9 protein-coding genes and 1 tRNA gene are annotated in these 12871 nt (G+C 69.6%); 4 read left to right on the forward strand and 6 right to left on the reverse strand.

The features are described 5' to 3' along the window. Window positions 1–177 precede the first annotated feature (177 nt). The 5 genes from ACIQWG_RS35790 to ACIQWG_RS35810 all read right to left on the reverse strand — a co-directional run bounded on the left by ACIQWG_RS35790 (window position 178) and on the right by ACIQWG_RS35810 (window position 5785). Window positions 178–1848, reverse strand: coding sequence for an AMP-binding protein (locus ACIQWG_RS35790; protein ID WP_404103643.1), 1671 nt, complete (start codon window positions 1846–1848; stop codon window positions 178–180). 40 nt (window positions 1849–1888) lie between these two features. After that, window positions 1889–2350: a DUF3592 domain-containing protein gene (locus ACIQWG_RS35795; protein WP_404103646.1), complete on the reverse strand. Its 462-nt coding sequence runs from the start codon at window positions 2348–2350 to the stop codon at window positions 1889–1891. A 77-nt stretch (window positions 2351–2427) separates the two neighbouring features. Beyond that, complete coding sequence (locus ACIQWG_RS35800) at window positions 2428–3033, reverse strand: lytic polysaccharide monooxygenase (RefSeq protein ID WP_404103648.1); 606 nt, start codon at window positions 3031–3033, stop codon at window positions 2428–2430. A gap of 96 nt (window positions 3034–3129) precedes the next feature. Then, the gene (locus ACIQWG_RS35805; RefSeq protein WP_404103651.1) at window positions 3130–4239 is read right to left on the reverse strand and encodes an SPFH domain-containing protein; all 1110 of its coding nucleotides are present in this window, start codon (window positions 4237–4239) and stop codon (window positions 3130–3132) included. 76 nt (window positions 4240–4315) lie between these two features. After that, complete coding sequence (locus tag ACIQWG_RS35810) at window positions 4316–5785, reverse strand: peptidoglycan-binding protein (protein ID WP_404103655.1); 1470 nt, start codon at window positions 5783–5785, stop codon at window positions 4316–4318. Window positions 5786–5972: 187 nt separating this feature from the next. Here ACIQWG_RS35810 and ACIQWG_RS35815 point away from each other — a divergent pair. From ACIQWG_RS35815 to ACIQWG_RS35830, 4 genes are all read left to right on the forward strand, one after another. Next, window positions 5973–6046, forward strand: a tRNA-Lys gene (locus tag ACIQWG_RS35815). A gap of 581 nt (window positions 6047–6627) precedes the next feature. Then, on the forward strand, window positions 6628–7344 hold the full coding sequence (locus ACIQWG_RS35820) for a FadR/GntR family transcriptional regulator (RefSeq protein WP_404103658.1): 717 nt from the start codon (window positions 6628–6630) through the stop codon (window positions 7342–7344). Between the two features lie 323 nt (window positions 7345–7667). Then, a complete protein-coding gene (locus tag ACIQWG_RS35825; protein WP_404103660.1) occupies window positions 7668–9686 on the forward strand; it encodes a glycosyltransferase family 2 protein in 2019 nt (672 codons plus the stop codon). After that, window positions 9683–11620, forward strand: coding sequence for a galactose oxidase-like domain-containing protein (locus tag ACIQWG_RS35830; protein ID WP_404103662.1), 1938 nt, complete (start codon window positions 9683–9685; stop codon window positions 11618–11620). The genes ACIQWG_RS35825 and ACIQWG_RS35830 overlap by 4 nt, the downstream gene beginning before the upstream one ends. 73 nt (window positions 11621–11693) lie before the next feature. Here ACIQWG_RS35830 and ACIQWG_RS35835 read toward each other — a convergent pair whose 3' ends face one another. Continuing rightward, window positions 11694–12722: a glycoside hydrolase family 6 protein gene (locus tag ACIQWG_RS35835; RefSeq protein ID WP_404103665.1), complete on the reverse strand. Its 1029-nt coding sequence runs from the start codon at window positions 12720–12722 to the stop codon at window positions 11694–11696. Between the last annotated feature and the right edge of the window lie 149 nt (window positions 12723–12871).

The following is a 12871-nucleotide window of genomic DNA, read 5'->3' on the forward strand; positions in this document are numbered from 1 at the left end:
CGAGGGGCCCTTCGACGTCTGCTGGGGGTCCGGGGGTCATCCCCCGGGAAGACACAGCATCAGCGGGTCCGGGGTTCGAGTCCCTGGCGGCGCACATATGAAGGGCCTCTCGTGGGAGCGAGGGGCCCTTCGACGTCTGCTGGGGGTCCGGGGGTCATCCCCCGGGAAGACACAGCATCAGCGGGTCCGGGGTTCGAGTCCCTGGCGGCGCACACAGGAAGGGCCTCTCGTGGGAGCGAGGGGCCCTTCGGCATCTGCCGGGGTGTCCGCCTCGGTCAGCCTGCGGTACGCCCGCTCCCCGGTCGGCCGCCACCACACCGGGTCGGCACACCGCACCCCCTCCTTCCGCAGTCCCGCCCGATGGATCTTGTTCGTGGCGGTCACCGGCATCCGCTCCACCACCCGCACGAACCGGGGCGCCATCTTCGTCCCCAGATCCGGCTGGGCCAGCAGGAACGCGGCGAAGGCCGCCGGCTCGAACTCCCCCGCGATCGTCGCCATGACCTGGTCCCCGGTCACCGGATCCGGCACCGCGTAGACGGCGACGGCCGCCGCGCCCCCGTACCGGGCGAGGATGTTCTCGATCATCGCGGCGGACAGGTTCTCCCCGTCGACCCGCAGCCGGTCGTCGCCGCGCCCCGCGAAGTACAGATAGCCGTCGGCGTCCCGGCAGAACAGGTCCCCCGTCCAGTACCAGCCGGCCCGCCGCCGCTCAGCCTCCGCCTCGGGGTTGCGCCAGTACCCCTCGAAGGGGTTCGGTCCCCGGTTGACCAGCTCCCCGATCGCCTCGTCCCCGTTGACCAGCCGTCCCCCCGAGTCGAAGACGGCCGGCGGACACTCCGCGCAGGTCTCCGGATCCAGTACGACGAGCCCGGGCCCCGCCCGCCCCACGGCCCCCGGCGGAGTCCCCGGCGACCACTGCACGGCGGCCCCGCCCTCCGAGGACCCGTACCCCTCCACCAGCCGCACCCCGAACCGCCGCTCGAAGGCGGCGGCGTCCACGGCGCCCGCCTCGGTCCCGAAGCCGAGCCGCAGCGCGTGGTCCCGGTCGTCGGGGCGCGGCTCGGTGGCGAGGATGTACTGAATCGCCCGGCCGACGTAGGTGAAGTACGTCACTCCGTAGCGCCGTACGTCCGCCAGGAACCCCGACGCCGAGAACCGCCGCCGCAGCGCCACGCCCGCGCCCGCCGCGAGGGCGGGGGCCCAGTCGGCGATCACCGCGTTGCCGTGGAACATCGGCATGCAGATGTAGTGCACGTCCTCGGGCCGGACCCGGAACTGGCCGGCCAGGGACTGCCCCGCCGCGGCCAGCCGCCCCTGGGTGCAGATCGCGGCTTTGGGGGCGCCGGTCGAGCCGGAGGTGAAGTAGAGCAGGAGCCGGTCGTCCGGGGCGGCGCGGGAGGGGTCGGGGCGGGCGTCGGCGTACGGGGCGAGCAGGGCGTCGTACTCCGGTGCGTCGGTCAGCAGCAGGCGTACGCCGGGCAACTCCAGGCCGTCGAGCAGCGGCAGCCGGGTCCGCTCGGTGACCAGGACCCGGCACTCGGTGTGCAGGATGTCGCGGGCGAGCTCGGCTCCGCGCCGGGTGGGGTTGATCCCGGCGACGGCGGCTCCCGCGAGGGCGGCCGCGCCCAGCCACATCGGGTACTCCGGGGTGTTGTCCAGGAGCACCCCGACATGCGGCTCGGCGCCGGATGACAGCAGGTCGGCCAGCAACGCGGCGCGGGCCGCCGCACCGGCGGCCACCTCGTGGTGGGTGAGCGTGCGCTCCTCGAACCACAGCCCCGGGCGATGGTCGCCCCACTGCGCCGAGACGAGTTCCGCGACCGTGGTGCGCGCCTTGGACTCCATGGCCGCGCACGGTAGTTGACGTACCGTCAGAAGTGGAGGCCTAGGAGGCTCCCGACAGACCCCAGTGGGCGACGGTGACGAAGAACAGGCAGAAGACGATGATCGCGAAGTTGGCCGCCAGCGCGCCGCCCGCGATCGCGCCGAGGACGCCGGGTGCCGGAGGGCGGACCGTGGCCCGCTCCGGCTGTTGAGCGACGTAGAACACCGTGACGAAGTCGCCCTCGACCCTCGTCGCCGGCCCGTCCTTCTCCTCGAAGCGGACGGTGCGTCCGTCGTGCGCCGTGAACTCGTAGACGTGGTGCAGCCTCGTGTTGTCGTTACGCGTCATCGCGTACGCCCGCATGCACCGCGCCTCGGCCGTGAGCCCGCTGTTCCAGGCGCCGCGCACCTCGCGGGCCCGTCTGATCAGCTTCACCACGGAGAAGACCGCGAGAGCCATGATGACCAGCGGCAGGAGATAGAACAGCGCTTCCATGAGACCCCCGAGGTCGAGTACCGCCACTCCCCCTACGCCGTCATGGTCATGTCGACGTAGGGGGAACGTACCCGTGGGGGACGCCGGATTTCCTCAAGTCACGCTCAGAACGTGACGTCCGAGCACGCGTAGAACGCGTTGCCCGTGTCGGCGATCGTCCACACCGCGAGGATGACGTGGTGACCGCTGAGCCCGGACGGCAGCCTGCCGCTGTGCGAGAGCGTGGACGGCGGGCGCTGCCCGTTGTACGGGACGGTGAAGAACGGCGTCAGGTTGAGGTCGGAGCGGGACAGGTTGTGGTTCTGGTTCCAGCCCGGCTTGGTGACGTAGTACCTGAAGTCCGTCGTGGCGTGCATGGCGGTGAACTGCCAGCGGAACGTGTAGTTCTGACCGCCCGTCACACGCGTGGTCGGCCAGTCTCCGCCGGACGGCGTCTTCGGCGCGCTGAGCTGGCTGAACTGGCCGAGGCCGCCGTTGCAGATCTGGCCGTCGGCCGGGCCGGAGCCGGGGAAGCCCTTCGGGCCCTCGACGCTCTGCGGCTCCCACTGGATGGAGCCGCAGTTGGTCACGGTGCCGTTCTGGCACAGCTTCTGCCGGCTGATGGGGAGGTCGGTGTAGCCGTGGCTGCTGGCACCGCCGCCGGAGAGCACGACCGTTCCGGCCGTGGCGAGTCCGAGCGCGGCGGCATACCACTTGGTCCTTCTGCGCATGCTGCTGCTCCTGGGAACGTGGGGGAAGTTCGATGAGCTGTGCAGGTCTAGACCAAGTCTGAGAATATTGCCGTTAGTTGAACATGTCCATACCAATCACGGTCCCTGTTCGCCGCGCCCCGCGCAGAACGCCACCGTCAAGTCCTTGACCAGCGCCTTGCGTTCGTAGTCGTCCAGCTCGACCAGGCCCCGCATGGTCAGCCGGGTCACCGTGTCCTCCACCGAGTCGACGACCGAGGTGACCATGGTGGCCCGGTCCTTGGCGTCCAGCGCGGCGATCCGGCGGCGGTGCATGGCCGCGGCGACCTCGGGCGCGTACTCCACCCGCACCGGCCGCACCGAGAACACCTCCAGACCGACCACCCCCGCGTCCCGCACCACCCACCGCGTCAACGCGTCGGCGGCCACCTCGACCGACCCGCGTGCCGTACCCGGCGTCTCGACCGGCACCCGGGCCAGCGCCGCCTCCACACACTCGCGCAGATACGACTCGTGGTCCTCCACCCCGAGCGTGGCCCGCGCGGTGTCCTTCACCCGCCACACCACCAGGACGACCACCCGCAGCGCGACCCCGTTGCCGTCCGCCGCCGGCATCGGCTCGCTGCGCCAGTGCCGCAGCCGGACGTCGACCCGGCGGCGCAGCAGCAGCGGGTTGACCCACATCAGGCCGGTGCGCCGGACGGTCCCGCGGTAGCGGCCGAAGAGTCCGAGCACCCAGGCCGCCCCGGTCCGGCCCCGTGCCAGCCCGCCGAGGCCGAACAGCCCGAGCGCCCCGGCCCCCGTGTACGCCGCCCACTGCGCGGGCCCCAGCCCGGAGCTCGCGGACACCGGCAACCCCAGCGCCTGCACCGTCAGCGGCGGCAGTACCCCGGCCCACCACGAGGTGGCCAGGCACCCGGCCGCCCCACAGGCTCCGGCGAGCACCCCGGCCGCCCCGGGCAGCACCCGCGCGGGCCGCTCCACCAGTTCGGGGTCGACCTGTGGCTCGGGACGCGGCTTCGGCTGCACCGGGCGGCGCAGCCGGGGCTGTTCCCCCGTGCCCTGCCTGCGTGCCACGACCGTCGGGCTGAGCGGCACGGACACCGGGCCCGCCTCGTCGCGGAACAGCAGATGGACGGGGATCTCGGTGGTCGCCTCGTTCTGGATCAGCCGACCGGGCCGGGCGGGCCCCTCGGGCTCGGGCGTATGAGAAGTGGTCGTGGTCATGGGTGCCTCCAGCCTCCGCGCCAGATGCGTCACAACGGTGGTCGCCGGGATGTCGGGTTACGGGACGGGGGTGGGATCACGCGAACAGCCGCCGCCAGGTCTCCGGCCCGGGGTAGCCGTCCGCCGCGCCGCCGCGCCAGCCCTGGGTGCGCTGGAAGGCCTCCACGGCGCGCCGGTCCGCCTCGCTCCAGCGCGGCCCCGGCCCGGTCTTGTAGTGCTTGCCGAACCCCTTCTTCACCAGCTGCCGGCCGAGCTGGGTGACGTACTTGTTGTCGGCGCCGGGCCGGAACATCGCCCGCCCCGGATAGCCGGGCACCCCGTGCGAGGCCGGCTGGTCGGGCGGGCGGGCGCCACTCGCCGCGGCGGGAATGTCCTTGCCCTTGCCCGACACCAGCAGGGCCCAGGTCCCCGGCCCCGGCAGCCCGTCGGCGTCCTGGCCCCGCCAGCCCTGCGCCAGCTGGAACGCCTGGGTGGCCCTGCGGTCGGCGTCCGACCAGCGCGGATCGGGGCCGAAGGTGTAGAAGCGGCCCGCCCCACGCTGCACGAGCAGCCGGCCCAGCCGGGTCACGTGGGCGTTGTTGGCGCCGGGTCCGAAGTGCGCCGGCCCGGGGTAGGCCGCCGGACCGGGCTGCCCGGCCGGCTTCGGGGTGCCCGGCTTCGGGGTCCCCGGCTTCGGGGCGTTCGGCTTCGGGGTGCTGGGTTTGGCGGCGCCCGGCTTCGGTGTACTGGGCTCGGCCGCGCCCGGCTTCTCCGCTTCCGTCTTCCCGCCGGCCTGCTGTCCGGTGTCCGTTTTCGTACCCGCCGAGCTGCCCGCGAGCCCCTTGTAGCGGTAGGCGACATAGCGGTCGGAGTGGTTCCAGTAGGCGTACGGGGTGGACTGTCTGCGGGCGTGCGGCGGCGCGGACTCGTAGGCGATGTAGTAGGTGTGCGTGTAGTCCGTCCAGCCGCCGAAAATGACGACGTGCGAGCCTTTCTCGGGGTCGGCCGGATTGTGGAACAGCAGAATGTCCCCTGGCTGGAGATCCGCCTTCGGGATTCGTACGCCGTACTGGTCGAGGCTGCCCGTCCATTCGTTTCCGGGCAGGCTCCAGGCCATCGAGACGAAGCCCGAGCAGTCCTGCCGGTATCCGTCCGACCAGTACCTGGACATGCTGTACGGCACCTTCGCGGCGACCCATTTCTTCGCCCGTTTGATGATCTCCGCCCGGGTTGTCGGGGGCGTCTTGACCGGACCGGACGGCTTGGCGGGCTTGCCGCCGGGGCCGTGCAGCGGGGCCTTGCCGCCCTGAGGGGTATAGGGCTCGTCACCTGCGGGAACGGCCTGGTGGTCGAGGGTGTCGGGGGTGTCGGAGGCGGCGACGGCCGGGGCCGTGTGGCCGACGACGACGGTCGTGGAGGCGGCTGCGGCGAGAATCAGCGCCCGGTGGGCGGCGGGGTGGCGGCCGGCCCGGGAGTGCGGCAGGACGCGCTGCCAGTGAACGCATCCGGGGCAGTCGCAGTCACTCGCCGGATCGAATTCCTCGAATACCGGAGTCCGAGTCTCCATGCGATTCCCCTCACACTCCAGTTGAAATGTCCGCGGCTGTACACCTCGTCAGTTTCTCAACTGTCTTCCGGACTCGCATGTTGACGGTCCGAATGGTTTACAAGGCTCCCGGGCGGCCCCCGCCCCGCCCGCCCGCATGTGGTCCGGACCACCCCGGGAGGTCATGTAGAGTTAACGAGGTCAGCATGCGCCGCTAGCTCAGTTGGTTAGAGCAGCTGACTCTTAATCAGCGGGTCCGGGGTTCGAGTCCCTGGCGGCGCACAGACGGTGAAGGCCCCTCGCGATCGCGGGGGGCCTTCACTCTTGCGGCTGGGCCCGCGGCGAGGCGGCCTTCGCGACGGCCTCGGGAAACGCCGAACAGCGCATCGAGGGCGCGAGCCCTTCGCAGCACGCAGCCGGCCAACACCCCTCACACTGCCGCGCCCCTCGCATCGGGGCAGGCCCTTCCGGGTCCGCCCGGTCCTCGGCGGCCCCTGCCGCGCGATCCCGGCAGCGACGCGACCGCGGATTCGGAGCCCGCAGCGAAGCCGCCCTGCACACCGCCCCGGGAAACGCCCATGAGCACATCGGAGCGCCAACCCCGCGCGGCACGCGGACGGCCCACACCCCTCGCACCTGCCGGACCCTGCGCCATCGCGGCGAGCCCGCCCGTTCCTCAGCGGCCCCACCCGCCCGATCCCCGCAGCAACGCGACCACAGACCCGGGTGCCCGCCCCAGAGCCGCCCCCGGCCTCAAGACCCTGTGGCACCCACTGTCGGACTTCGCGCCCACCGAGGCCCCGGCCGAGAGCCCTCCTGCACGGAAGGGGCTGTTCCAGGGTTTGGCCGGATACTCTCTGGCCATGGCAGCGCGTGACCTGCAAGAGCGGATCAAGAAGCTCATCATCGACCGCCGGCTGGCCTCCGGGGCCCCGCTGCCGACGGAGCCCGAGCTGATGGCTCATCTGGGGGCCAGCCGCAATTCCGTGCGCGAGGCGCTCAAGGGGTTGCAGGCGATGGGCATCGTGGAGATCCGGCACGGGTTCGGGACGTACGTCGGCACCATGTCGCTGGCCCCCATGGTCGAGGGCCTCACCTTCCGCACGGTCGCCGGGCACTACCGGGGCGAGGACACCCTGCTCCAGCTGGTGCAGCTGCGGGAGGCCGTGGAGACGGGGCTGGTGTCGCGGCTCGCGGGGCGGCTGCCGGACGCCGACCTCGTTGAACTGGACACCCTCGTCGGCCGTATGGAAGAGCAGGCGGCGCGTGGCGGCGACGGCATCGCCGAGACCGACCGGGCGTTTCACGCCACCCTCTACCGGGGGCTGGACAACGCGCTGCTGGGCGAGGTCATGGAGGCGTTCTGGGACGCCTTCCACCGCGTCCACACCGATCTCGGGGGCGCCCCGCAGGACCCCTTGGTCACCTGCCGCCAGCACCGGGAGATCGTGGACGCGGTGCGCTCGGGCGACGCGATACGTGCGGAGGAGGCGATACGGGAGCACTTCGGCAACATCCGCGCCCGTGTGTCCACAACGGGTACACAACACCCCCACAGGTGCCACAATGAGCGCGTATGACCGGTAAACACCTCGTTTCGCATCTTGCGATCATGCGGAACGCCGTAGAACCCTGGGGATGGGTTTAGCAAGATGCTGCGGATACGCGGCAGTTGGGGGGCAAGGAGCCGGTTGCCGGTTTTTGCGGGGAGTAGGGGGCCCCGTTCATGACCACATGCCGAGGGGGGCATCATGCAACCGGAAGGTCGCGTTTCCATGTCTAAGGTGTGGAAGATGTGGTGACTGCGGCCCGCCACTGATACGCCTGTGAAGGTCGAGGGGGATCGACACAGTCGTAAAGGAACCGACAGACACGCGGTCGACCGCGTGTGGGGGGATGACTCATGACGTCGACGCCGACGGGCGCCCGGCAGAACTACGATCCGTCTCAGACGACCCAGCTACGGGTGCCATCGCAAACTCGGACCGGCGCGTTCCGCCGCATCAAGAAGACGCTGCCGAAGTACGACTACGAGCACTACAGCCGACTGGCGGGTCCCCTCACGCAGCCCGACCCGAACAAGCCGTACCGGGTCCAGTACCGCTCACTGATCTCCCAGGAGCCGCACCGCATAAGGGTCGCGCTGATGCTCGCCGCGGCTCCGGTGCTCTCCCTCGTCCTGCTGTTCTGGCTGCTCCAGCCCGAGCACTGGACCGAACGGGACTACCCGGCCTTCGACTTCCTGCCGGCACTCGACATCGTGATGCTCGTCTCGATCGGCCTGATCGAGTTCTTCCGCTGCATGAACGTGCTGTCCAACGCGCACGCCACCCTGGTCGCCCGCGACCCGATCCCGGTGGTGCCGGAGACCGGCACGAGAGTGGCCTTCCTCACCTCCTTCGTGCCCGGCAAGGAGCCGCTGGAGATGGTGACCAAGACCCTGGAGGCGGCCGTCAAGCTGCGCCACCGGGGTCTGCTGCACGTCTGGCTGCTCGACGAGGGCGACAACGCGGAGGTGAAGGAGGTCTGCGCCCGGCTCGGCGTGCACCACTTCTCCCGCAAGGGCGTCGCGAAGTGGAACCAGGCAAAGGGCCCGCACCGCGCCAAGACCAAGCACGGCAACTACAACGCCTGGCTCGACGCGCACGGCGACGACTACGACTTCTTCGCCTCGGTCGACACCGACCACGTGCCGCTCCCCAACTACCTGGAGCGCATGCTCGGCTTCTTCCGCGACCCGAACATCGGCTTCGTCATCGGCCCGCAGGTGTACGGCAACTACGACAACTTCGTCACCAAGGCCGCCGAGTCCCAGCAGTTCCTCTTCCACGCCCTCATCCAGCGCGCGGGCAACAAGTACGGCTCCCCGATGTTCGTGGGTACGTCGAACGCCGTACGCATCAAGGCGCTCAAGCAGATCGGCGGTCTGTACGACTCGATCACCGAGGACATGGCGACCGGCTTCGAGATCCACCGCCACAAGAACCCGGCGACGGGCAAGAAGTGGCGCTCGGTCTACACGCCGGACGTGCTGGCCGTCGGTGAGGGCCCGAGTGCCTGGACCGACTTCTTCACCCAGCAGATGCGCTGGTCGCGAGGGACGTACGAGACGATCCTCAAGCAGTACTGGAAGGGCTGGTACTCGCTGCCGCCGAGCAAGCTCTTCAACTACACGATGATGATCATCTTCTACCCGATGTCGGCCCTCAACTGGATCCTGGCGGCGCTGAGTTGTGCGCTGTTCCTGGGCCTGGGCGCCTCGGGTGTGAACATCGACCCGACGATCTGGCTGATGCTCTACGGCAACGCCTCCGCGCTCCAGATCGGCCTGTACGTCTGGAACCGCCGTCACAACGTCTCGCCGCACGAGCCCGAGGGCTCCGGCGGTGTGGCCGGCATGGTGATGTCCGCGCTGTCGGCGCCGCTGTACGCGAAGGCGCTCTTCGACTCGGCCCTGCGCAAGAAGAGCAAGTTCGTCGTCACTCCCAAGGGGGATTCCGCGAGCCCCGACCGGTGGTTCGCGACCTTCCGCTACCACTGGTATTTCATCGGGATTTTCGGCGCTTCCATCACCGCCGGGTTCGTCTACGGGCACTCCCACCCCGCGATGATCATCTGGGCGACGTTTGCCATGCTGATCACGGCGACGCCGATCTTCGCCTGGCGCTACATGCTGCGGCAGGAGAGGAAGAAGCCCGCCGCGACCGGGCCGGCCCAGACCGGGCCGCAGGAAGCGGTGGCGACGGGCGGTGCGACCGCGGTGCCGTACCAGCCGCAGCCGCTGCCCGCGCACGCCACGCCGCAGCACGGTCAGCACGGCCAGCACGGCCAGCACAAGCCGAGCTGGGCCGCGTCCGGCAGCGGCGGAAATGACCAGACGATGCAGATCGCCCTTGGTGGACTTGGGGGACGTAAGGAATGAACGACCGTGCAGGCCGCCGCCGCGCCCGTCGACTCGCGATAGGCACGGCGGTGGTCATCGCGCTGGCCGGAATGAACGGGCCGTGGCTCTACCGCGTCGGCACCGAGAAATACCACCAGTACCAGATCAACAGACCCGAGTACAAAGCCGAGAACGGCAAGTGGGAGATCGTCGAATTCCCCGAGGAGTACCGCCTCAACACGATCCACGCGGCGCTCCTGCACACCGGCAAGGTGCTGTTGATCGCGGGTTCGGGCAACAACCAGGACAACTTCGACGCGAAGAAGTACGACACCCGGATCTGGGACCCGGTCAAGGGCACGATCAAGAAGGTGCCGACGCCGAACGACCTGTTCTGCACCGGCCACACCCAGCTGTCCAACGGCAACCTGCTGATCGCGGGCGGCACCAAGCGGTACGAGAAGCTCAAGGGTGACGTCACCAAGGCCGGCGGCCTGATGATCGTCCACAACGAGAACCCGGACGAGCCGATCACCCTGCCCGCGGGCACCAAGTTCACCGGCAAGGAGAACGGCAAGACGTTCGTCTCCAAGGACCCGGTGCTGGTGCCGCGCGCGAAGAAGGTCTTCGACAAGGCGACCGGCGAGTTCCTGCGCAACGACCCCGGTCTGGGCCGGATCTATGTCGAGGCGCAGAAGCAGGGCGCCAAGTACGAGACCGGCACCCAGGACAACTACCGCATCCAGGGGCTGTCCGGCGCCGACGCGCGCAACACCTACGGCATCGCGCAGAAGCTCGCCCTCGACAAGAAGGACTTCCAAGGCATCCGGGACGCCTACGAGTTCGACCCGGTCGCCGAGAAGTACATCAAGGTCGACCCGATGAAGGAGGCGCGCTGGTACCCGACGCTCACCACCCTGGGCAACGGGAAGATCCTCAGCGTCTCCGGCCTCGACGACATCGGCCAGCTGGTGCCGGGCAAGAACGAGGTGTACGACCCGAAGACCAAGAAGTGGACGTACCTGACGAAGGTGCGGCAGTTCCCGACGTACCCGGCGCTGTTCCCGCTGGAGAACGGCAAGATCTTCTACTCGGGATCGAACGCGGGCTACGGTCCGGACGACGTGGGGCGTGAGCCCGGCATCTGGGACGTGGACACCAACAAGTTCTCCAAGCTGCCCGGTCTGAGCGATCCCAAGCTGATGGAGACCTCCGGCACGGTGCTGCTGCCGCCGGCGCAGGACGAGAAGTACATGGTGATCGGCGGCGGCGGTGTCGGCGAGTCCAAGGAGTCCAGCGAGAAGACCCGGATCGTCGATCTGAAGGCCGACAACCCGAAGTTCGTGGACGGGCCCTCGCTGGAGAAGGGCACGCGCTATCCCCAGGCTTCGGTGCTGCCGGACGACAGCGTGCTGGTGTCGGGTGGCTCGGAGGACTACCGGGGTCGCGGCGACTCCAACATCCTCCAGGCGCACCTGTACCACCCGGGCGCGGACACCCTCGACCGGGTCGCCGACCCGCTGGTGGGCCGCAACTACCACTCCGGTTCGATCCTGCTGCCCGACGGCCGGGTGATGTTCTTCGGCTCGGACTCGCTCTACGCCGACAAGGCCAACACCAAGCCGGGCAAGTTCGAGCAGCGCATCGAGATCTACACGCCGCCGTATCTCTACGGGGACGCGCAGCCGTCGCTCTCGGGCGGCCCGCAGACCATCAAGCGGGGCGGGACGGGCACGTTCACCTCACAGCACGCCTCGTCCATCGAGAACGTACGGCTGATCCGGCCGAGCGCGTCCACGCATGTCACGGACGTGGATCAGCGGTCGGTGAAGCTGGACTTCGAGAAGTCCGGGGACAAGATCACGGTGAATGTGCCGACTAACCGGAATCTGGTGCCGTCGGGGTGGTACATGCTGTTCGTGACGGACGACCAGGGGACGCCGAGCAAGGCACAGTGGGTCAGGGTCCCTTAGGGTCAAGGTCCCTCAGCGGATACGCGATCGGGGCGCCCTCCACGACGGAGGGCGCCCCGATCTCACGTAAGAGCTACTTGCTGGCCTGGGCGAGGCTCAGGGCGTAGTCCACCCACCACTCGCCCGCCTTCGGGCCGCCCTTGCACTCGCCGTCCGACTCTCCGGGGCGCTTGACCCACACGTAGGCGTCGACCAGCGGGTCGGACGTCTTGGTGGTCGGGGTCTCCCCCAGCGCGCGGCCGGGCGGGTTGCACCAGCGCTCGTCGGGGTTGCCCCCGGTGTAGGGGCCGTTGCCGTTGCGGCTGGTGTCGATCACGAAGGGCTTGTCGCCCACCTTGGCGGACAGCTGCTTGCCGTACGCGATCGAGTCCTTGGTCGTGTAGAAGTTGGAGACGTTGACCGAGAAGCCGTCGGCCTGGTCGATGCCCGCCCACTTCAGGGGCTCGAAGATCTGGTCCGGGTGGCCCCAGCCGGCGTTGCCCGCGTCCACGTAGACCTTGGTGTTCTTCAGCGACTTCAGCTTGCCGATGGCGCCCTTGAGGAGGTCGTAGCGCTCCTCGTGGAACTCGTCCGGGGTGCACCCGTCCACCAGGTGCAGCAGCGCGTCCGGCTCCAGGATCACCGTCGCGGCGCGGTCCTCGATGCCCTTGGCCACCCCGTCGATCCAGTCCCGGTAGGCGTTGCCGTCGGCGGCGCCGCCCTGGGAGTACTGGCCGCAGTCGCGGTGCGGGATGTTGTACAGGACCAGCAGGGCCGTACGGCCGGCCTTGTCGGCGGCCTCGGTGTAGCCGCGGGCCTCCTGCTCCGGGTTCTCCGGGCCGATCCACTCGCCCGTCGGCTGCTGCGCTATCTTCCGGATCTCCTCGGCGTCCTCCTTCTTGCCGTCCTTCATGTAGGCGGCGACCTGCTGTGCCGCGTTCCCGTCCGGGTTCACCCAGAACGGGTCGGTGTCCTTGGGCTGTTGGCTGATCCCGGCGCCTGCGTTGTCGTCCGGCTCGTCCCCGTCACCGGAGGAACAGCCCGCGATCAGCAGTGCCGCCCCCAGCACCATCGCGGACGTCCGGGCACGAGTGCCCCGCCGGGCCCCCCTCTTCAGGTACATCCAGCTCCCCCTCGGGTGCTTCGTTCCAAGGCTCAATCGTGACATACGTGTCGTGCGGCACACGAGGTCGCCCAGCCTTGTCGGAGAGCTGTTACAGCCACTATGACGGCTTCGTCGGCACGGGGCGGGGACGCCCGCGCGGGGCGGCA

The organism is Streptomyces sp. NPDC098781, assembly GCF_044759995.1.
In the GTDB taxonomy this organism is placed as follows: Bacteria; Actinomycetota; Actinomycetes; order Streptomycetales; family Streptomycetaceae; genus Streptomyces.

Excerpts from the sequence above, each read along its gene's own strand:
- ACIQWG_RS35790 (WP_404103643.1), bottom strand. The coding sequence starts at position 1,848 with ATGGAGTCCAAGGCGCGCACCACGGTCGCGGAACTCGTCTCGGCGCAG.
- ACIQWG_RS35800 (WP_404103648.1), bottom strand. The coding sequence starts at position 3,033 with ATGCGCAGAAGGACCAAGTGGTATGCCGCCGCGCTCGGACTCGCCACG.
- ACIQWG_RS35805 (WP_404103651.1), bottom strand. The coding sequence starts at position 4,239 with ATGACCACGACCACTTCTCATACGCCCGAGCCCGAGGGGCCCGCCCGG.
- ACIQWG_RS35810 (WP_404103655.1), bottom strand. The coding sequence starts at position 5,785 with ATGGAGACTCGGACTCCGGTATTCGAGGAATTCGATCCGGCGAGTGAC.
- ACIQWG_RS35820 (WP_404103658.1), top strand. The coding sequence starts at position 6,628 with ATGGCAGCGCGTGACCTGCAAGAGCGGATCAAGAAGCTCATCATCGAC.
- ACIQWG_RS35825 (WP_404103660.1), top strand. The coding sequence starts at position 7,668 with ATGACGTCGACGCCGACGGGCGCCCGGCAGAACTACGATCCGTCTCAG.
- ACIQWG_RS35830 (WP_404103662.1), top strand. The coding sequence starts at position 9,683 with ATGAACGACCGTGCAGGCCGCCGCCGCGCCCGTCGACTCGCGATAGGC.
- ACIQWG_RS35835 (WP_404103665.1), bottom strand. The coding sequence starts at position 12,722 with ATGTACCTGAAGAGGGGGGCCCGGCGGGGCACTCGTGCCCGGACGTCC.